At 43.8% G+C, this 19,557-nt stretch carries 21 protein-coding genes; all 21 read right to left on the reverse strand.

From position 1 onward, the window contains the following. The 21 genes from NYE58_RS22680 to fliR all read right to left on the reverse strand — a co-directional run bounded on the left by NYE58_RS22680 (position 1) and on the right by fliR (position 19,551). Entirely contained in the window at positions 1-768 is a 768-nt protein-coding gene (locus NYE58_RS22680; RefSeq protein WP_076127834.1) for an isoprenyl transferase, read from the reverse strand. A 78-nt stretch (positions 769-846) separates the two neighbouring features. Beyond that, a complete protein-coding gene (gene frr, locus NYE58_RS22685) occupies positions 847-1,401 on the reverse strand; it encodes a ribosome recycling factor (protein ID WP_076127832.1) in 555 nt (184 codons plus the stop codon). After that, complete coding sequence (gene pyrH, locus NYE58_RS22690; protein ID WP_036688491.1) at positions 1,401-2,129, reverse strand: UMP kinase; 729 nt, start codon at positions 2,127-2,129, stop codon at positions 1,401-1,403. Before pyrH ends, frr begins: the two co-directional genes overlap by 1 nt. Before the next feature lie 102 nt (positions 2,130-2,231). Further along, the gene (gene tsf / locus NYE58_RS22695) at positions 2,232-2,882 is read right to left on the reverse strand and encodes a translation elongation factor Ts (RefSeq protein WP_036688492.1); all 651 of its coding nucleotides are present in this window, start codon (positions 2,880-2,882) and stop codon (positions 2,232-2,234) included. Positions 2,883-3,014: 132 nt separating this feature from the next. After that, the gene (gene rpsB, locus NYE58_RS22700; protein WP_036688493.1) at positions 3,015-3,716 is read right to left on the reverse strand and encodes a 30S ribosomal protein S2; all 702 of its coding nucleotides are present in this window, start codon (positions 3,714-3,716) and stop codon (positions 3,015-3,017) included. Positions 3,717-3,877: 161 nt separating this feature from the next. Further along, positions 3,878-4,534: an endolytic transglycosylase MltG gene (locus NYE58_RS22705; protein ID WP_341003081.1), complete on the reverse strand. Its 657-nt coding sequence runs from the start codon at positions 4,532-4,534 to the stop codon at positions 3,878-3,880. Continuing rightward, positions 4,531-5,109, reverse strand: a complete 579-nt coding sequence (locus tag NYE58_RS22710; RefSeq protein ID WP_076276210.1) for a hypothetical protein — start codon at positions 5,107-5,109, stop codon at positions 4,531-4,533. Before NYE58_RS22710 ends, NYE58_RS22705 begins: the two co-directional genes overlap by 4 nt. Positions 5,110-5,158: 49 nt before the next feature. Continuing rightward, positions 5,159-5,473, reverse strand: coding sequence for a hypothetical protein (locus NYE58_RS22715; protein ID WP_076276209.1), 315 nt, complete (start codon positions 5,471-5,473; stop codon positions 5,159-5,161). A 51-nt stretch (positions 5,474-5,524) separates the two neighbouring features. Next, the gene (locus NYE58_RS22720) at positions 5,525-6,928 is read right to left on the reverse strand and encodes a DUF342 domain-containing protein (protein WP_341003082.1); all 1,404 of its coding nucleotides are present in this window, start codon (positions 6,926-6,928) and stop codon (positions 5,525-5,527) included. Between the two features lie 29 nt (positions 6,929-6,957). After that, a complete protein-coding gene (locus NYE58_RS22725; RefSeq protein ID WP_076127824.1) occupies positions 6,958-7,746 on the reverse strand; it encodes a FliA/WhiG family RNA polymerase sigma factor in 789 nt (262 codons plus the stop codon). A 90-nt stretch (positions 7,747-7,836) separates the two neighbouring features. Next, positions 7,837-8,247, reverse strand: a complete 411-nt coding sequence (locus NYE58_RS22730; RefSeq protein ID WP_370510671.1) for a hypothetical protein — start codon at positions 8,245-8,247, stop codon at positions 7,837-7,839. A 2-nt stretch (positions 8,248-8,249) separates the two neighbouring features. Then, positions 8,250-8,747 (reverse strand): chemotaxis protein CheD, encoded by a 498-nt coding sequence (locus tag NYE58_RS22735; RefSeq protein ID WP_076219965.1) that lies wholly within the window; start codon positions 8,745-8,747, stop codon positions 8,250-8,252. Next, positions 8,740-9,333, reverse strand: coding sequence for a chemotaxis protein CheC (locus NYE58_RS22740; RefSeq protein ID WP_370511156.1), 594 nt, complete (start codon positions 9,331-9,333; stop codon positions 8,740-8,742). Before NYE58_RS22740 ends, NYE58_RS22735 begins: the two co-directional genes overlap by 8 nt. 36 nt (positions 9,334-9,369) lie before the next feature. Continuing rightward, positions 9,370-9,831, reverse strand: a complete 462-nt coding sequence (locus NYE58_RS22745) for a chemotaxis protein CheW (protein ID WP_341003085.1) — start codon at positions 9,829-9,831, stop codon at positions 9,370-9,372. A gap of 27 nt (positions 9,832-9,858) precedes the next feature. Beyond that, positions 9,859-11,931 (reverse strand): chemotaxis protein CheA, encoded by a 2,073-nt coding sequence (locus NYE58_RS22750; RefSeq protein WP_076140998.1) that lies wholly within the window; start codon positions 11,929-11,931, stop codon positions 9,859-9,861. A gap of 34 nt (positions 11,932-11,965) precedes the next feature. After that, on the reverse strand, positions 11,966-13,297 hold the full coding sequence (locus NYE58_RS22755; protein ID WP_341003086.1) for a protein-glutamate methylesterase/protein-glutamine glutaminase: 1,332 nt from the start codon (positions 13,295-13,297) through the stop codon (positions 11,966-11,968). 33 nt (positions 13,298-13,330) lie between these two features. Next, a complete protein-coding gene (locus tag NYE58_RS22760) occupies positions 13,331-14,212 on the reverse strand; it encodes a MinD/ParA family protein (protein WP_076276206.1) in 882 nt (293 codons plus the stop codon). Then, positions 14,209-15,594 (reverse strand): flagellar biosynthesis protein FlhF, encoded by a 1,386-nt coding sequence (flhF, locus tag NYE58_RS22765; protein ID WP_076276205.1) that lies wholly within the window; start codon positions 15,592-15,594, stop codon positions 14,209-14,211. The genes NYE58_RS22760 and flhF overlap by 4 nt, the downstream gene beginning before the upstream one ends. Continuing rightward, on the reverse strand, positions 15,591-17,624 hold the full coding sequence (gene flhA / locus NYE58_RS22770; protein ID WP_036688509.1) for a flagellar biosynthesis protein FlhA: 2,034 nt from the start codon (positions 17,622-17,624) through the stop codon (positions 15,591-15,593). The genes flhF and flhA overlap by 4 nt, the downstream gene beginning before the upstream one ends. A gap of 18 nt (positions 17,625-17,642) precedes the next feature. Further along, positions 17,643-18,743: a flagellar biosynthesis protein FlhB gene (flhB, locus tag NYE58_RS22775; RefSeq protein ID WP_341003087.1), complete on the reverse strand. Its 1,101-nt coding sequence runs from the start codon at positions 18,741-18,743 to the stop codon at positions 17,643-17,645. A 22-nt stretch (positions 18,744-18,765) separates the two neighbouring features. Further along, complete coding sequence (gene fliR, locus NYE58_RS22780) at positions 18,766-19,551, reverse strand: flagellar biosynthetic protein FliR (RefSeq protein WP_076276204.1); 786 nt, start codon at positions 19,549-19,551, stop codon at positions 18,766-18,768. Positions 19,552-19,557 lie beyond the last annotated feature (6 nt).

A 19,557-nucleotide genomic window follows, 5' to 3' on the forward strand; every position in this document is an offset into this window, starting at 1 on the left:
CTACTTCAGTCCACCATAACGGCGTGTTCGTCGTTGATATTCAGCAACGGCCTGATGCAAATGCTCTTTGTCGAACTCAGGCCAGTACACATCAGTAAACCACAGTTCACTATAGGCAACCTGCCATAACATAAAATTGCTAAGCCGAATTTCTCCGCTTGTACGTATCAGCAAATCAGGATCGGGTAAACCAGCAGTTAATAGTCTGTTGTTAATCAACTCTGATGTAATTTCTTCTGGCGACAATATACCAGCTTGGATATCTTTCCCTAAACTGCGCATACAGCCTTCTATTTCATTGCGTCCACCATAGTTAAGAGCAAAATTTAAGATCAATCCAGTATTCTCTTTTGTTCGAGCTACCGCCTCTTCCATAGCCTTACGGGTATATGAAGGTAAAGCGTCAGCGTCACCCATCATGCGTACTTGAACATTCTTCTCGATTAGCTCATCAAGCTCAATCGCCAGAAACTCCCCAGGCAAACGCATCAAGTAATCGACTTCTTCTTTCGGGCGTATCCAGTTTTCTGTCGAGAACGCATACATCGTTAAGTATTTAATACCTAATTCGTCTGCAGCGATCGTAGCACGTTTGACAGCCTTCATGCCGTTCTGATGACCCATAACGCGCGGTAAGCCGCGCCGTTTAGCCCAGCGTCCATTACCATCCATTATCACAGCCACATGCCGGGGAATGTTATCCGGTGAAATCTCGACTGACTGTTGCCTGTCTTTACGGCTCAGCCACGCTTGAATCCGTTTGATCATTTCCGTTTCCTCCAAGCTCTTATCAGAAAGAGACAAACCCCACCATTAACGGAGGGGCCTTCAGTCTCTTGAATATCATTAAACTTCCATAATCTCTTTTTCTTTGGAAACAAGCACTTTGTCAACTTCGGCTATGAACTTATCCGTTGTTTTTTGAATGTCTTCCTGATGGCCACGGGACTCATCTTCAGAGATACCGTTTTTCTCCATCTTTTTAATATCATCGTTGGCATCACGGCGAATGTTGCGGATCGCAACTTTCGCTTCTTCACCAAATTTCTTAGTCAGCTTAACCAAGTCCGTCCGACGCTCTTCAGTCAGCGGAGGGATAGAAAGACGAATAATGGTGCCGTCATTGGCAGGTGTCAATCCGATATCGGATTTCATGATCGCCCGTTCAATATCAGACATCGATGTTTTGTCCCACGGCTGAATCAACAGTGTCCGGGAATCCGGAGTGCTAATGTTGGCCAGCTGATTAATTGGAGTAGGTGCCCCGTAATATTCAACTTGAATACGATCGAGAAGCGATGTTGTTGCACGTCCTGCACGTAATGTCGCCAAGTCACGTTTTAGCGATGAAATCGCTTTTTCCATACGCTCTTCAGCATTTTTTTTGACCGATTGTGGCATTAATCTACACTCCCTTTAACAATCGTTCCGATCTTCTCACCGAGAACGACACGTTTGATATTGCCTTGTTCTGTAATGGCAAATACAATGAGCGGTATATTGTTATCCATGCATAAAGATGAAGCTGTTGAATCCATAACACCGAGGTTTTTGTTCAGAACATCCATATAAGTAAGCTGTTCGAATTTCTCAGCGGTACTATCTTTGAACGGATCAGCAGAATATACTCCATCAACCTTATTTTTCGCCATCAGAATAACTTCTGCTTCGATCTCTGCCGCTCTAAGTGCTGCAGTAGTATCTGTTGAGAAGAATGGGTTACCTGTGCCTGCTGCAAAAATAACAACACGGCCCTTCTCCAAGTGGCGAATCGCACGACGACGAATGTATGGTTCAGCAATTTGCTGCATCGAGATCGAAGTCTGTACTCTTGTTGGCACATCGATTTGCTCCAATGCATCCTGCAGTGCAAGTGAGTTCATTACTGTTGCCAGCATGCCCATATAATCTGCAGTAGCGCGATCTATGCCGCTTGCGCTGCCCGCGATCCCGCGCCAAATGTTCCCCCCGCCACAAACAATCGCAACCTGAACGCCAAGTTCTACAACTTCCTTGATCTGTTCAGCGATGGAAATAATCATGTCGGCATCAATACCATATCCGTTTTGTCCTGCCAAAGACTCTCCACTTACCTTAAGGACTACTCTCTTAAATACCGGCTGTTCCAAATGTATACCCTCACTTTCTGCAAAAGACGGAACACTACGTGTACGTGTTCCGCTCTTCTGATGCTTGCCTTTATTCAATTCTTCACATTTATGATGAAACTATTATTGATTAACTTGTGCCATAACTTCTTCAACAAAGTTATCCACTTTCTTTTCCAAACCTTCGCCAAGTTCAAAACGAGCAAAACGACGGATCGAGATGTTTTCTCCGATGGTGCTGATTTTTTCATTCAACAATTGGGAGATTGTTTTGTCAGGGTCTTTAACGAAAGTTTGCTCAAGCAAGCAATATTCTTCGTAATATTTACCAATACGTCCTTCAACCATTTTTTCAATGATTTTCTCAGGCTTACCTTCGTTCAAAGCTTGAGCTTTCAGGATTTCTTTTTCTTTCTCAACATCTTCTTGTGGAACTTCTTCACGACGAACATAACGCGGGTTTGCTGCAGCGATTTGCATAGCGATATCGCGAGCAAATTCCTTGAAGGAATCTGTTTTACCAACAAAGTCAGTTTCGCAGTTGATTTCTACAAGTACACCAATACGGCCGCCAGCGTGGATGTAAGATTCTACAACGCCTTCAGTAGCAATACGCCCTGCTTTGTTCGCTGCTGCGGACAGACCTTTTTCACGAAGCAATTCTGCTGCTTTAGTGATATCGTTATTAGCTTCTTCAAGCGCTTTTTTACAATCAAGCATACCAGCGCCTGTTCTTTCACGAAGTTCTTTTACTGCTTTTGCATCAACTGCCATTGTTTATTCCCTCCAGGTAATTGTCGTTTTCTTACATTATTCAAGGCCTTTATCCTAAAAAAAGGGCAGTGAGAGGTTATCCACCTGCCAACCACCCTTTTCATTTAAGTTCTTGTATGTGTTAGTCGCTACTTAAGCAGTAGTTGTGTCTTCGCCTTGGTGAGCTTCAACAACAGCGTCTGCCATTTTACCAGTCAACAATTTAACAGCGCGGATAGCGTCGTCGTTACCTGGAATTACGTAGTCGATTTCGTCTGGATCACAGTTAGTATCAACGATAGCTACGATTGGAATACCCAATTTGCGAGCTTCTGCAACTGCAATACGCTCTTTACGCGGGTCAATGATGAACAGCGCGCTTGGAAGACCTTTCATATTCTTGATACCGCCCAAGAATTTTTCAAGACGATCTTTCTCTTTGCGAAGAAGGATAACTTCTTTCTTAGGTAGTACTTCAAAAGTACCGTCTTCTTCCCAAGATTCCAATTTCTTCAAGCGATCAATACGCTTTTGGATAGTTTGGAAGTTAGTAAGAGTTCCGCCCAACCAACGTTGGTTAATGAAGAACATACCGGAACGTTCTGCTTCTTCTTTTACGGAATCTTGAGCTTGTTTCTTTGTTCCTACGAATAGGATTGTGCCGTTGTCACCAGCGACGCTTTTTACAAAGTTGTAAGCTTCCTCTACCTTTTTGACTGTTTTTTGCAAGTCAATAATGTAAATTCCGTTTCTTTCAGTGAAGATATAACGATCCATCTTTGGGTTCCAACGACGAGTCTGGTGACCGAAGTGTACCCCAGCTTCTAGAAGCTGTTTCATGGAGATTACTGCCATCTTCACACACCTCCTAAGTTTGGTTTATTGTGTGTCTCCTCCGCCATGCGTCATCTTTCAGCAAGACTTTCTTCAGAAGAAAGCACCCCTTGTCGAAATCAACCGGCGTGTGTTTTAACACCGTCAATTACTATACCATATTATCTCAGTGTATGCAACGATCACTTTAAAGTTATTAATTTCTCTATTATCGAGTCAATACTTTCTCCCTTATTAAAGCTATAAGAACCGGATTGAATTTTGGTATTAATCTTACGTTTGTTTGCAGCCTCTAGAAAAGTAGACTTATCTTTAATGACACCAGCCTTCGCTAAAATATCTGTTGTTGCGGTCAATGTGCTGCCAGATGGAATTCGAACAGAAACACTAGCATTTGCTGTGACTTTAGGCGTTACAGGAGCTACAGCGGTTGGAGCGGCACTGGCCTTTGGAGTGACCTTTGGCTGCTCAACCTTGCCGTTAGTAGGCGTAGATGGCTTGTTCGGTGCAATGGCTTTATCAGAGCTCTCAGGCGTTGTAGGTGACACTGCCGGCGTGGGGGAGACTGCAGCAGCCGGCGCAGAGGGGCTGACGTTCTCCTTGCTTTCTGCTGTCGGCCCCCCGGTCTCTGTGACTTCCTCTTTATTATCATTCTCAGCTTCCCCCGAGGAAGGTTCTGCAGCTTCATCGATGACTTTCATATTCAATTTCTCCGCACCCTGTAGAACTTGTTCTTTGGTAAGTGGAGCCGCTCCACCGGAGATCATTAGTTGAAGTAATAAAGCGCCAGTAATTAGTCCTGTGCCTAGCCCGAACAAGAATGAACGGTTCTTAATCATACCGATTCCTCCTGTTTGGCAAGTTGCAGAATCAGTTGCACTTCCCCTCGCTGAAGTCCAGCCGTCTTGGCAATGGAGTCTATCGATTTGCCCTGCTCATGCAGTTCAAACAATCTTGGGTAACGTAATTTTATCGAACTAATAGGTTTCGCTTTCACATCTGGCGACACTGAACTCATCTCTGCTGGGAGAGACGGATCTTCGTTAACACCAACTTTAACCTTCGAACCTTGTTCAACCGACACTGCAAGTTCTTTCAAACTCTTTTCTTCCTCGGCCACTCGTGCTTCTAGCTTTAAAGAGCTGTTCTGCAACTCTACCACTTGACTCTGTAATTCATTAACCTGTCCCTGCAGTACATTATGATGAGTTTGCGATTGTTGTTTAATACTACTAACTAATTGTACCAGTTCCTCATTCTCGCGCTCTATGTCTGCCATATATAGCTCAAGCGCAGCCTCTGTTTCTTTGAGGCTTTGCTGATTAGCTTTTCCTTCCTTAACACGTGCGGGAAGTAAAAGGGCATAAAGAATAGCGGCGACACCTACTAGCACAATATAAACCCATGGTTGCAAGTGCCTTATCTCCTTTTACATATCAGATGTAGATTCATGTAGATTCTTATTAAAGACTTAGATCAATACGTTGTCCTTTGTAAGGATGCTCGGCATCACGGGTTGCAGGCGGGTTCGAATGTTTATCTGAAGAAGAATTGCCACCTGAATGCTGATTGCCTTTTCCACCGCCATCACGTAAAGCGGATTCAGAAGACTCATCCACTTCTGTGCTTCGCATGGCCAATTCCTGGCTTTGTTTAACATTTTGGCCAGCCAATTGATGTTGGTCGATAGCAGGACGTTGCTGAGATTCATTCTGGATCTTGCCCGCCTCCGTGGTGCGAGGCAAAGCAATTTGCAGTTCCACCGGTTTAAGGCTCATCTTAACCCTTCTCTCACAAGTAATGGCCGGCCGCAAATGCTGCCCGCCCGATTAATTGTACGGCGTTAAAGATATATCCCCATCACTGTAAATAAACACAACCCGTTCCGTAGGATCTTTAACAAATCGGGTATATCTGCCGATCATGATCTTTGAACCGCCATAAATGGTTTTGATAACCTCAACTCTCGCTCTACCTGTATCTTCTAACATTCTTTCTATCTCTAGCACCCGTTCTTTAATTCTTTTTTCTTCACGTTGATGGGATTGTTTAGTAGCATTTAATTTGACGCGAAGCGCCACTTTATCCGCAGGGAGCTGTCCGTTAGTAGCCAATTGATTTAATAGATACAAAGCTTTAGAGGTTTTATCCTCGTTCTCCAGCAGCTGCCGCAGCTCTTGACGAAGTTCGTTAATCTCATTTCTAAGCTCTGGAACCACGCCTACCTCAATCACAGTCGCAGTGGACATGGTGTTACCTATAGTTCTTGCTACAACTCTTTCTCCAGACTGAACGATTCCACCCACAATCAAACCTTTAGAGCCGTTACAGATAACATCTCTACCCGCGCGTATATTGGAATGCATAATACTCTGAGAAACAATTACATCTTCCCCAGCGGTTACGTTTCCATCTTGAATGAAAGAAACCTTCACACTTTTCCCAGCGGTAACTTGGCCTTTGTTATATCCGATAATTCCACCAGTAATTTCAATGGAGCCCCCAGAGATTAACTCTGCACCTTCAACGCCGCCTACAACCCGAATGTCACCGGCAGACTTTACAGTGAAGCCTGAAAGGACATTCCCACGTATGACGACTGTACCTACAAAATCAATATTTCCAGTGCTGTAATCCACATCACCATTCACTTCATATACAGGAAACACATTGATTTTCCCGTTATCAGTTAACGTGACCAGCCCATCAATCGCTGCATACATCGAAGTGCCATCATTATCAATGAGTACATTTTTCCCGATTTTAAAATGAGCTTCCTTTCCAGCCTTGAAAGCAAGCTCATCACCAGTAACAGTCATCCCTAACTTTCCAGGCTGGGCAGGGATAATTTTAGCTATTAACTTTCCTTTAAGCACATTACGAAGCCGGACCAAGTCCTTGTAGTCGACCTTACCATCCGCTTTCTCAAGCGGTTTGCGGTCCTCTTCCAGATCAACTGTAAGCATAACTCGTCCATCCGTGCCATGCACAGCAGGATAACCTGCAGCAATCGGAACTTTACTCCAAAAAAACTCCTCAGGATGACTACTAATACGTTCGACAACATCACTCTTGATACCGTAGCGAATATTGTGACTGTGCAGGAAGGCTTCCAGTTCTGTAGATGAGCAGGAAAAATTCTCATCCTTTTTGGAGAACTGCAAATACGCGATTCCTTTGTCCTCCGAAAAAGTTATACTCAAGTACTGATTCAAAGCATATTGACCGATCAAATTTTGCTCCCCCTTGTCACCGCTAACGGTTAATCGTTCTGCATAAGGAGATCACGGTTCTTCTCGAGCGTTCCCCTCAGCCGCAAAATAGCTTTGGAATGCAACTGCGAAATTCTTGAAGGAGATAACGACATGACCTCAGCAATCTCACTTAAAGATAAATCTTCATAATATAAAAGGGACACAACGGTCCTTTCTTTCACCGTTAATTTCTCAATACCTTTGGTGAGCGCTTCGCGCAGGTAGAATTCATTTACCTTGCTATCCGGATTCTTAGCTTTATCGTCCACCAGTATGGACATTCGGGTCTCTGATTCCTCTTCACGAATCGGGTCTTCCAGTGAACAAAGTGACATCACAGCCACATCCTGCAACATATTTTGAAATTCCAGTTCACTAATATTAAGGTATTGGCTCATTTCCTCGTCACTAACTGACCTTAAGTGCTTCTGCTCCAGCTGCTGATAAGCGTCCTCAATTTTTTTAGCTTTTTCCCTAACGGATCTAGGTACCCAATCACTTTGGCGTAATGAATCTAATATCGCACCACGCACACGCCAGGACGCATAGGTCTGAAATTGCAATCCTCGTTTGTAGTCGAATTTCTCAATCGCATCAATTAGTCCCATAACCCCATTACTGGCTAAATCATCTTTGGATACATTTTTGGGTAATCCCACAGCCAAACGACTGGATACATAATCAACAATATGGAGATAACTCTCTATCAGCTTCTTTTTGGCATCAGGGTCTCTGTGTTCTTTCCACTGTTCCCATAGCTCGTCAGTTTCCAATTGAGAAGCTTTACGCTCGTTCAATAGCTTTCACCCTTCCCAAAGTTTAGTCAGCGAGCATTCGCGGCGAAATGTACCTTCCAATAAGATCACCGATTCCGCCTCAGCCCTCACTTATTCTTCTTTCAGGTGACGAACGGCCTTGGCCAATTCTTCAGGATCCTTCATCGAAACTAGCTTAGGAGGTGTAAGAGGCTTAAATCCCTCGCTATTTTCGTTTCCTTGTCCTGGCTTCGGTTTTAGTAGATTGATTAATTCTTCATCCTCATTAGGCGTGCTGATGTCCAGCTTCGCCCCAAGTTCTTCGCCGCCAGTGTCCACTTCATCCGGAGGCGATGTTTGAATCATAATAAAACCCAATACCCATCTTACGAGGAAAGCAAGCAGAAACCAGATGATAAATGCAATTAGGCTTCTTAATAAACTAGTACCCAATACATTGTTACTGTAGGTTACAAAAAAGGTAAATATGAAACCTACCAAACCCGACACCAAGTTTATCAAAATGTTTCCAATCATATTCATAATTATAGTTCCTTAGCGCCTTTTTGCACACTGCGAATAAACAATACACCAGTGTTGCAGGCTATTTCTATCGTACGGCCATAATTGCCGCCTGTGTCTTCTGCGATTAACGGAATTTTTAAATTTTCAAGTGCTAGTTTACAAGATTCAACATTACGAGGCCCGATCCTCATGGTGTCGCTCCCCCCGGCAAAGGCAAACATCTGTGAACCTCCGGCCATCTTGGCTACGATCCGGCTCCGAACCGCCCCAAGCTCTAGCAGACGGGATAAGAGCTCCGGCACTGCAGTATCTGCAAACTTAGCAATGTTTAACTGCCCTTCCCTAGCAATCTCAGATGATGGGAGCATCACATGCGCCATCCCTGCGAGCTTTTTTCCAGGGTCAAACAATGTTAATCCCACGCAGGAGCCAAGACCTGTGGTACGAATTAAACTGTCTTGGCTTCCAACGTTAAGATCCGCCATCCCTACTTTAATAATGCTTTGTTCTTCAATCATTTTCAAAAGGAACTCCTAGCGATTTGAAGATTTTCGGGAATGATTCCGGATCGGGAATAAGGAAAAATTGCCCTTCAATTTCGTTTTTTCCTTCAAAGAAGGTAGTGTCGATCAATAAAGCATCGTCCCCCATCTGCCCGAATTGCAGCAGACCGTAGCTAAGGATAGCGCCAGCCATGTCCATAGCAAGAGCCGGAACCGTTGGATACATAGAAAGTGCGGTGAAGTCTGCCAGAGAAGAAAGATACGATCCTGCTAGAATATTGCCAATTTCGCTTAGTGCAGAAAGCTCCATTTCTCCAAGCTCTTCATCACTCGATAGCTCAATGCCTGCAATACGACTAAGTAAGTTCATAGCCGCTTCTGGTGACAGAATGAAAAATAGGTTACCTGGAGCTTCACCCTCCACACGTAGAAACACCGCATATACAAGTTCTTCGGCTCCGCCAACTTTATCTGTTATTTCTTCAAAGTTAAGGAGCTGTACCTTAGGAACAGCCATATCTATAGGCTTATTCAAGAGCTGTGATAATGCGGTGGCTGCATTTCCAGCTCCAATGTTCCCAACTTCCTTAAGCACATCCATTTTGAAATCCTTATAGTGCTTAAATAGTTCCACAGGTTAGCCCTCTAGGCTTTCTAATTGAACGATTTCGCTTTTGTTAAGCACTTCTGACAAGTTAAGCATAATCAGTAAGCGCTCGTCTCCAATCTTGGCCACCCCATCCAAATACTTTGCCTTGATGCCGCCAACAACATCAGGAGGTGTATCAATAGAATCTCTGTTCAGATCTATAACATCATTTGCAGAGTCTACAATGAAGCCTACTTCCATTTCATTCACAGATACGATGATGATTCTTGTCTGATCGGTGTGTTCAGCCTCTTCGATGCCGAAACGGCCCCGCAGATCAATTACAGGAATAACAACACCACGTAAATTAATTACACCTTTGATAAATGAATAGGTCTTAGGTACGCGAGTAATGGGCATCATACGCTCAATAGTTTGTACCTTTTCAACTTCAATTCCATATTCCTCTACGCTTAATTTAAACACTATCACTTTAATATCTTCAGCCATGGAATGAACCTCCCTGTTCTATCCTAGTTATTTAATAAAAGCGTTCGGATCAATAATAAGTGCTACTTGACCATCACCAAGAATGGTTGCGCCAGATATTCCTTGTACATCAGGCAAATATTTACCCAGATTCTTAATCACAACCTCGTTCTGGCCAATAAAATCCTGTACTGCTAAGGCAACTAATCTTTCTCCCTTACGCACCACTACGATTTCTGTTTCTTCTTCGGTACTCTCATCATAATCTGGTACTGAAAAGAGACGACTTAGCGAAACCAGAGGAATATGCGAATCACGGAATTCTACCATTTTATTGCCATGGATTGTACGGATCTGAGATTGCTTCACGATTCCGGTTTCCACTATAGAGGTCAAAGGAATGGCATACTTCTCGGAACCTAATCGGATAAGCATTGCAGCAATGATTGATAGAGTTAAAGGCAGCTGCACTGAGAAATTTGTTCCTTTACCTGGAGCAGAATAAATCGTTACATTGCCGCCTAAAGAAGAAATCTTAGATTTCACTACATCCAGCCCTACCCCGCGGCCTGAAACATCAGAAATGACCTCTGCTGTACTGAAGCCTGGGGCAAATAACAACTGAAAAGCTTCATCGTCCGACATACTGGCTGCCTGCTCTTGTGTTATAACACCCTTCTTCACAGCAGATTTCAGAACCTTCTCTGGATAAATCCCTGTTCCATCTTCTTCGATCTCAATGAAGACGTGATTACCACTGTGGAAAGCCCGCAAATAGACCGTACCGGTCTCAGGCTTACCAGCAGCAACACGATCCGCAATGGATTCAATACCATGGTCAACTGCATTACGCAATAAATGCACCAGCGGATCCCCGATTTCGTCAATGACCGTTCGGTCTAGCTCAGTTTCTGCTCCTGTGATGATAAGATCTACTTTTTTGTCTAGTGACTTGGCTAGATCACGAATCATACGTGGGAATCGGTTAAATACTGTATCTACTGGAACCATCCGCAGCTTCATTACAATATTCTGGAGATCTCCGCTTACCCGGCCCATATGCTCAACCGTTTCTGTAAGATCACCATTTTGAACCTCAGAAGCCAGCTGTTCCAATCGGACACGGTCGATAAGAAGTTCACTGAATAAATTCATCAACACGTCCAAACGTTCAATATCTACACGAATGGTACGTGATGGTGCCCCACCTGTTTTATGAGCTGCCGGTTTGTTGCCCTCTTCTTTGGTTGGCAGGGGTTTAGCGGCAGAAGCCGCAGGTGCAGCTGCTGCTGGAGCCTCAGTAGTCGTGGCAGCCACTTCAGAGGCTGCTGCTGTTTCTTGACCCAGCTGTTGCAGAGAGTCTTGATCCAATGCTACTGCCGATACTTTATCAATCTCAGACAGATTTAGTATCATAGCCTGAATTTGATCAGCACTTTTTTGAGTTATGTAATAGAGAGAGAAGCTTTGATCAAATTTCTCTTGTTCAATATCCTGAACGGATGGGAAGGATTTAACCACTTCACCTGAACGCTCCAAAAGATCAAACACCATATATGCACGTACTGCCTTAAGCTGACAATCCTTGCGAATGGTTACGTCCACATATAATACTTGATGTCCTTCTTGAATCGACTGTTCTAGAACAGAAAATTGAAACTCATCTAAATGAATCGGGGTTTCAACCGCTTGTGCAGCAGGTCCTGAGACAGAAGCTGCCTCACCACCCGCAACAGGAATCTCTCCCCGGACTATAGCCTGTAAGGAGGAGACGATAGACGAAACATCCGCTTTACCCTCGCCTCCTCCCGTAATATCCTCAACCATAGACTCCAAGGCATCCAAACTTTTGAACAACGTATCAAAAATGAAATCCTGCATGCGCAGTTTGTTGTTGCGTACCAAATCAAGAACATTTTCCATTTGGTGTGTGAGTGAAGCCAAATCTTCAAAGCCCATAGTTGCTGCCATACCTTTTAAGGTATGCGCAGAGCGGAATATTACCTGTACAATACTAATGTCCTCAGGATTCGCTTCCAGCCCCATCATGCTCTCGTTCAATGACTGCAGATGATCGTTCGACTCATCAATAAACATGGATAAATATTGGTTCATGTCCATCAGTGAGCACCTCCCCTTTGAGTTCGCTTTTCTGTTATTTAACAGCTTGCACCAGCCTTGGAGCAATTTCTTGCAAAGGCAGTACGTGCTGGACGCACTGTAATTCCACCGCAGATCGCGGCATTCCATATACGACACAAGTTTCTTCGCTTTCAGCAAAGGTTGAGGTTACCCCAGAGTCGTATAAGGATTTCATCATTCTTGCCCCATCACTACCCATCCCTGTCATTAGTAACAAATGACGTTCTAACGATGTGAGCGGCAGCAATGATTCAAATAAAACATCCACAGAAGGTCGATGGCCATTACGTGCCTCCTCCTTTGTGAGTACAACCGCATATTGCCCTCTAGAGGATGGGACAACTTGTAAATGATAGCCTCCAGGTGCTATATAAGCAGTTCCTTTTTGCAATATCATCCCCTGCTCAGCTTCAATCACTTCTAGCGGGCTGAAGGTATTCAGTCGCTGGGCTAGTGATTTGGTAAAGTTAGGCGGCATATGCTGCACAATAACAATAGGCGCTGGAAAATCCGCAGGAATCTTTTCCAGAAATACCTTTAGAGCACGTGGTCCACCTGTAGAGCACCCCACGGCAACCAACTTTTGCAGATCATTACTCCCATACTTCCGGACCTGAGGATTTGCAGGAGCGTCAGAAGACACTTCCACTTTAGGTTTAGGCAACGGTTTTGGTGGGGTAGCGTTATTCTCTACTCTTGACCTTGCATTACTCTTTTCTGATAAAGGTGGTGGAGTAGGGATTAATGGTTTTGCTGCTCTTTTAGGATCAGTATGATCTAACAGCTGCTTCACCCGCGGTTTTTTGGTCACTTCATTTTTGAGTGAAGCTTTAGGTTCTACCTTGGGTTTGCCGGGCATCACTCTCGGTACAGTTGGCGGTGCGACTTCTACTGGCGATATGTCTGGCAACTTAAATGCAGAAGCACGTGCTTCGCGCTGCTCCCGGGCCATCATAGCCTCTTTCATTTGTTCCCTTAAGGATTCTCCCACTCCCATGATATCCTGTGAGTTGGTAATCGAAGGTTTACGAATAAAGTCAAAAGCGCCCCATTCCAGTGCAAGAATGGTTTCCTTCATGCCCTCTTCATTGATCCCTGACAGCATAATCACTGGCAGAGGGTCTGAGGCCATTATTATTTTCAGCGCTTCCAGGCCGTTCATTTCTGGCATTTCTACATCCATAGTAACCAGATCTGGACGAAGCTCATTGATTTTTTCGATAGCCTCACGACCGTTTTTTGCTGTTGCCGTCACCTGAAAGTCAGCGTCATTTTCAATTAAATCGGAAATGATCTTGCGCATAAATGCCGAATCATCAACAACCAATACTTTATATGGCTTCATATCATTTCCACCTCTGTCCCAAATTCAGAACAACTATTTACTTCGCTTTAACCATTTATGGATAAAGCCTTTAATCCCTTGGACTTTTGTGGTCTTTTTAGAATCAATGGTCAAATAACTTAGGGCAAGCCGATGTATATCTTTTGCAGCAATACTGTTTGGAAAAGCCAATGTGAAAGGCGTTTGCCTTTTGACAGCCTGCACTACATGGGCATCTGAGCTTATATGACCAAGATAAGAAATATCTAATTGCAAAAAACGACTGGCGGCCATTCGGATCTTGTCGCTTGTCGCTATGGCTTCCCTTTCATCACCTGCCTGGTTCACAATCAATTTAAAGGAAGTCTCAGGATAGGAACGATTCACAACCTTCATTAATGCGTATGCATCTGTGATAGCTGTTGGTTCTGGTGTAGTAACGACTAAGCAATCGTCGGCAGAAGTTATAAACTTCATCGTTTCCTTAGATAATCCAGCACCTGTATCGAACAAAATATAATCCATGCTGTCCGCGATAAGTGCTATCTGATTTGTGAAATAATCAAGATCAGACTCTGAAAGAGTAAATAGCTCATCCATTCCAGAGCCACCTGCTATAAAAGGGAGCGAATTCGGACCGTATTGAATAATCTGCTCGATATCCGCTTCTCTTTTTAACAAATGATATAGATTATATCTCGCCGATACGCCCATCAACACATCTATATTAGCCATGCCGATATCTGCATCGAACAGCAAAACCCGTTTGCCCATAGCTTTTAAAGTTAGAGCGAAGTTAAGTGTAAAATTCGACTTACCAACGCCCCCTTTACCACTACACACCGTAATGATCCTGGCGGATGATCCCCCTCTTACAGCTACTTTAGAATCCTGACTGGATACAAGCTGTCTTAAGGATTGTGCCTGATCCATCATGTTTCACCTGTTCCAAGAAGCAACTCACTAAGCTGTCCTTTGGTAGCCATAAGCAGATCATCAGGTACATTTTGACCATCGGTCATATAAGACAAGGTAAGTGGGAAGTCATTCAGGACATTAAAGAGCGGGCCGTAACTCCCCGTCTCATCCAGCTTTGTGAAAATAACCTTGTCCAGTCTATATCTGCCGAAATGCTCTGCAATAAGTTTCATATCTCGGCTTTTGGAGGTCAGGCTAAGCACAAGATAGGTTTCACTTCTCAATTCCTTCGCAAGCAAGCTTTGCAATTCTGCTACTAGCATATCATTGCGATAATTTCGGCCAGCTGTATCCATTAATACTAGATCACAACTCTCCAAGCGAAAGAGTGCTCTTTGCAAATCTCCTGGCGATTGGACAACCTCCAGTGGGACATTGAGGATAGCAGCATAGGTTCGCAACTGTTCAACAGCTGAGATTCTATACGTATCGGAGGTGATAAACCCTACCTTGCGTCCGTGCTTAAATAGCTGTTCTGCCGCAAGCTTAGCTATGGTTGTGGTCTTTCCAACTCCAGTAGGTCCGGCAATATATACAATTTGAGTATCCCGGGCAATTCCATCAGCAATTCGCCCCGTCAGGAAACCGTCAATCTGTTCTTTAAGAGACCCCATAAATTTCTCTGGTCCCCATGTACGCCCTTCATCTACCCACCGTTCCGAGATGTTACTGATCCATTCCTCAACAAGCACAGCATCCATTTCCTGCTCTAACAAAAGATCCCGTAACTCCTGCAGACTGTCTGGCAATTCTCTTCCACCTGAAGAGTGTCTGGCAATTCGCTCCATCCAGAGCTTCATATCTCTAATCTCACGAAGAACATCATTTTCGAGACCGGTGGCAACCTGTGAAGATTGTTCTAATCCTAATGATTCATACAACGCTGATACAGAAGGTTCATCATCCAGATTTAATTCAGGAAGTTTCTGCTCAGATTCTGGCTCTGCCTGCTTGGCTGTCGATTCTTGTACATTAATAGCTTCTGATAAGGCTGCGGCAATCTCCGCAAACGTCCGTGACTCTTCTGGCTTTTCTAATGAAACAGAAGGTACGGAAGGTATAGAAGATGTAGTTGAAGCAGATGACGCTTTTTGATAAGCCTGTGGTACTGCACTCCGTGGAATGTTCATCGCTGGCGCAGCCGGCTTTTTTGGAACATTATTCTTCTCTGCCTTTTCTACTGCTGCTACAACTTCTATTTTTTTCTTCTTAAATAATCCTAAAAATCCGCCGATTTTGATTTCCTTTGTACTTAAAATGACGGCCTCGCTCCCAAGCTCGTTGCGAATGGAAAGCATGGCGTCAGGCATCGAATCGACCACGTAACGCTTTACTCTCATAAATTCACCACTCCGACGCTTTGTATTTCAATGTTAGGCTCTAGCTCGCTATAAGACAGTACAGGAATGTCCTGCATCGTTCGTTCAATCACCTGCCGCAAATACATACGAATGGTTGGTGATGTGAGCACTATTGGCTGTTGCCCTGTCTGCAGCAATCGATTGATCTGTTCACTTAACCGCTGATAGATCGTTTGTGTCGAAGTTGGATCTAGGGCCAAATAACTTCCCTGTTCAGATTGCTGCACACTCTCGGAAATTTTCTTTTCAAGATTAGGTCCAACCGTGATGACTTTCAGCGTTTCTCCTACTTGTGAGAATTGCTGAGTAATCTGTCTAGACAAGGACTGACGAACATATTCAGTGAGAATATCCGGATCCTTGGTGTATGTCCCATAATCCGCCAAAGTCTCAAAAATCGTAACCAAATCTCTGATCGATATTTTTTCACGAAGCAGCTTAGCAAGAACCTTCTGCACATCCCCAATCGCCAATACGGAAGGAATAAGATCGTCGACGAGCACTGGATAATTATCCCTAAGATTGTCCACCAACATCTTAGTTTCTTGTCTCCCTATCAGCTCATGTCCATGACGTTTGATTAACTCCGTCAGATGTGTTGCGACAACAGATGGAGGGTCTACTACAGTATAGCCGGACAATTCAGCCCGCTCTTTAACCGATTCATCAATCCATAATGCTGGAAGCCCAAAGGATGGTTCAATGGTCTCAATACCGTTTATGGATTCATCATCATATCCTGGACTCATTGCAAGGTAATGATTAAGTAATAATTCACCACCACCGACTGTATTTCCTTTAATTTTTATGACATATTCATTCGGTTTTAGTTGAATATTGTCGCGAATACGAATAACAGGTACTACAAGACCCATTTCTAGGGCACATTGCCGTCGAATCATGATGATACGATCTAGCAGATCGCCTCCCTGACCTGTATCCGCCAAAGGAATTAGACCATAACCAAACTCGAATTCAATGGGATCAACCGACAGCAAATTAATGACACTTTCCGGACTTCGTACCTCTTCAATCTGCTTCTCTTCAACAAGTTGCTCTTCGGCAATCTGTTTCTTATTTAAATTTTGTCCCATACGGTAGGCTGCAAAAGCCAGCAATCCGGCCAATGGGAGCGTTGTAATCATATGTATGGGTGTAAAGAGTCCAAGAAAAGCTACGGTAACTGCGACAATATACAACAATTTCGGATAGGACAACAACTGTCCTGTCAGTTCTTCTGCCAGATTACCTTCCGAAGAAGCTCTAGTAACAATTAAGCCGGCCGCTGTCGAAATCAGCAAAGCTGGAATTTGACTCACGAGACCATCCCCGATTGTCAATACAGAATAAGTGGATAACGCAGTAGCAAAGTCCATCCCGTGAACCATCATACCGATGATAAAACCACCGATGAGGTTGATCAGCAAGATGATAATACTCGCAATCGCGTCTCCTTTAACAAATTTACTCGCACCGTCCATGGCTCCGAAAAAATCCGCTTCGCGTTCTACGTTACGACGACGCTCACGTGCCTGGGTTTCGTTAATCATGCCTGCGTTAAGATCGGCATCAATACTCATTTGCTTACCGGGCATCGCATCCAAGGTAAATCTAGCGCCTACCTCAGCTACGCGCTCTGAACCTTTGGTAATAACAATAAACTGCACTACTACCAAAATCAGAAACACGATAAATCCAACAGCAATTTGTCCGCCAGCGATCCAGCTACCGAAAGTAGATACCACTGAACCGGCATCTCCGTAAGTCAGGATCAGTTTTGTAGTCGAGATGTTAAGTGACAGACGAAACAGTGTGGTTACTAGGAGCAGTGAAGGAAAAATTGAAAATTCGAGCGCATTTTTCGTATTCATAGCAACCAAAATGATAATTAATGCGATTGAGATATTAATAACAAGCAAAACGTCCAATAACCAGGACGGGATAGGCAGAATCATCATAAGCACGATCCCGATGATGCCTAGCAAAACTGTTAAATCTTTAGCTTTCAATGTCCTAACCCCCCCGCCTTATCTCCTCTTACCTTTACCTTTAAGCTTATATACATATGCCAGCACTTCAGCCACAGCCTGGAACAGATCATTTGGAACGACATCTCCAATCTCTGCCCTTTGGAATAACGCCCGTGCCAGCGGTTTGTTTTCCATAGTCACGACGCCGTGCTCTTTAGCCAGCTCCCGGATGCGAAGTGCTACATAATCCTGCCCTTTTGCTATAATCTGCGGCGCTTCCATCTTGGTACCGTCATATTTAAGCGCAACAGCAAAGTGCGTAGGATTCGTAATGATTACATCCGCATTTGGAACTTCCTGCATCATACGCTGCATGGCCATTCTACGTTGGCGTTCCCTGATCTTACCTTTAATTAGAGGGTCACCCTCCATTTTTTTGTATTCATCCTTAATATCCTGCTTGGACATCTTCAGACTTTTTTCATGCTCGTACTTCTGATACATGTAGTCTAGAAAAGCCATAACCAACAGGGCAGCCCCGATTTTCAAACCAAGACTCATCGTAAGCTTGGCCGCAAATTTAAAAATCCCCTCCGCACTGATATGCGACAGGGATGCAAAGTTTTTCTTTTCTCCCCATAAAGTGCTATATACCAGATAAGCGATAATTAGAAGCTTAAATATGGATTTCAGGAACTCGACAAACGAACGCATGGAGAAAATATTTTTGAACCCTTTTATCGGATTAATCTTGCTGAATTTAGGGGTGATCCCCTCTCCCGTGGTCATAAAGCCCACCTGCGCCAAATTGCTTACAAGCGCCATAACAAAAACTATTCCAAGTAATGGAGCTAGCAAAATCAGTATTTGTAGTCCATATTGATTAAATAGCAGCGTTATATTCTCAGGAGTAACCTCCATCGTCATTTGATTCTGAAATACGTCCATATATAGCTTCATGAAACGTTCTTTCATAAAACCACCAAACATCATCAAGCTAACTATTGCTGATAACAATACAACTGCACCGGATAGCTCAGCACTTTTGGCTACTTGACCCTTCTTACGAGCATCTTGCCGTTTCTTCGGGGTTGCTTTTTCCGTCTTTTCACCGGCGAATTGTTGAAGATCCAGTCTATACCGCTTCGTCTTAGGCATAATACGCTCCCCTTACGGTCACCTACGGACTCTTCCCCATGAGACTCAATAAATTCTCCATGGATTCGAACATGATATCGAAGAGATTCTGAAACAGCACAGCCAGACCAGGCATGAGCACTAAAAGCAGTGCAAGACCTATAATGATTTTGAGCGGAACCCCAATAACAAATACATTATATTGCGGAGCCGTTCTCGCCAAGAAAGCAAGGCCAACATCAGTCAGAAACAGCGCAGTTACTAAAGGAGCCGACATTTGAAAAGCGAGTACAAAGGACTGCACAAATGTTCGAACCAGAAACTCTGATAAACTACCGTCAATCATGCCTAGAAATAAATCATTATTCATAGGAACCCATTTATAACTGTACACAATAGCATCTAGCAGATGGTGATGACCATTCATGCTCAGAAACATTAGCAGGGCAATCATATATTTGAAATTACCGATAACAGGTGCAGATGTTCCAGTCATAGGATCAATGACATTAGCAATACCGAAGCCAATCTGAATATCTATAAACGAACCTGCTGTCTGAATCGCCATAAACATCAAATATCCAATGAAACCTAGCAATAAACCTATTAATATCTCTCTGGCAATCAGCAAAATATAACTGAAATCCTGCGGGATTGTAAGTCCTGTTCCATTAGCGCTAAAGACAACCAATGCTACAAAAAAAGAAATGCCAATCTTAAAGGTTGTCGGGACCCCTTGTGAAGAGAACACAGGAACGACAACAAAAAAAGCGGTTATTCGACAAAAAATAAGCAAAAAGACGGGTAAACTTTGCAGTAGGGTCTCCATGTTCAT

The sequence above is a fragment of the Paenibacillus sp. FSL L8-0708 genome, assembly GCF_038009325.1.
Classification (GTDB): domain Bacteria; phylum Bacillota; class Bacilli; order Paenibacillales; family Paenibacillaceae; genus Paenibacillus_AQ; species Paenibacillus_AQ odorifer.

What these genes read in the sequence shown, in the direction of transcription:
- flhB (WP_341003087.1), bottom strand. Translation starts at nt 18,743, where the DNA reads ATGCCTAAGACGAAGCGGTATAGACTGGATCTTCAACAATTCGCCGGT.
- NYE58_RS22740 (WP_370511156.1), bottom strand. Translation starts at nt 9,333, where the DNA reads ATGGATGTGCTTAAGGAAGTTGGGAACATTGGAGCTGGAAATGCAGCC.
- NYE58_RS22715 (WP_076276209.1), bottom strand. Translation starts at nt 5,473, where the DNA reads ATGAGCCTTAAACCGGTGGAACTGCAAATTGCTTTGCCTCGCACCACG.
- flhF (WP_076276205.1), bottom strand. Translation starts at nt 15,594, where the DNA reads ATGAGAGTAAAGCGTTACGTGGTCGATTCGATGCCTGACGCCATGCTT.
- tsf (WP_036688492.1), bottom strand. Translation starts at nt 2,882, where the DNA reads ATGGCAGTTGATGCAAAAGCAGTAAAAGAACTTCGTGAAAGAACAGGC.
- NYE58_RS22755 (WP_341003086.1), bottom strand. Translation starts at nt 13,297, where the DNA reads ATGAAGCCATATAAAGTATTGGTTGTTGATGATTCGGCATTTATGCGC.
- NYE58_RS22760 (WP_076276206.1), bottom strand. Translation starts at nt 14,212, where the DNA reads ATGATGGATCAGGCACAATCCTTAAGACAGCTTGTATCCAGTCAGGAT.
- NYE58_RS22735 (WP_076219965.1), bottom strand. Translation starts at nt 8,747, where the DNA reads ATGATTGAAGAACAAAGCATTATTAAAGTAGGGATGGCGGATCTTAAC.
- NYE58_RS22745 (WP_341003085.1), bottom strand. Translation starts at nt 9,831, where the DNA reads ATGGCTGAAGATATTAAAGTGATAGTGTTTAAATTAAGCGTAGAGGAA.
- fliR (WP_076276204.1), bottom strand. Translation starts at nt 19,551, where the DNA reads ATGGAGACCCTACTGCAAAGTTTACCCGTCTTTTTGCTTATTTTTTGT.
- frr (WP_076127832.1), bottom strand. Translation starts at nt 1,401, where the DNA reads ATGCCACAATCGGTCAAAAAAAATGCTGAAGAGCGTATGGAAAAAGCG.
- rpsB (WP_036688493.1), bottom strand. Translation starts at nt 3,716, where the DNA reads ATGGCAGTAATCTCCATGAAACAGCTTCTAGAAGCTGGGGTACACTTC.
- NYE58_RS22730 (WP_370510671.1), bottom strand. Translation starts at nt 8,247, where the DNA reads ATGAATATGATTGGAAACATTTTGATAAACTTGGTGTCGGGTTTGGTA.
- NYE58_RS22705 (WP_341003081.1), bottom strand. Translation starts at nt 4,534, where the DNA reads ATGATTAAGAACCGTTCATTCTTGTTCGGGCTAGGCACAGGACTAATT.
- NYE58_RS22750 (WP_076140998.1), bottom strand. Translation starts at nt 11,931, where the DNA reads ATGGACATGAACCAATATTTATCCATGTTTATTGATGAGTCGAACGAT.
- NYE58_RS22680 (WP_076127834.1), bottom strand. Translation starts at nt 768, where the DNA reads ATGATCAAACGGATTCAAGCGTGGCTGAGCCGTAAAGACAGGCAACAG.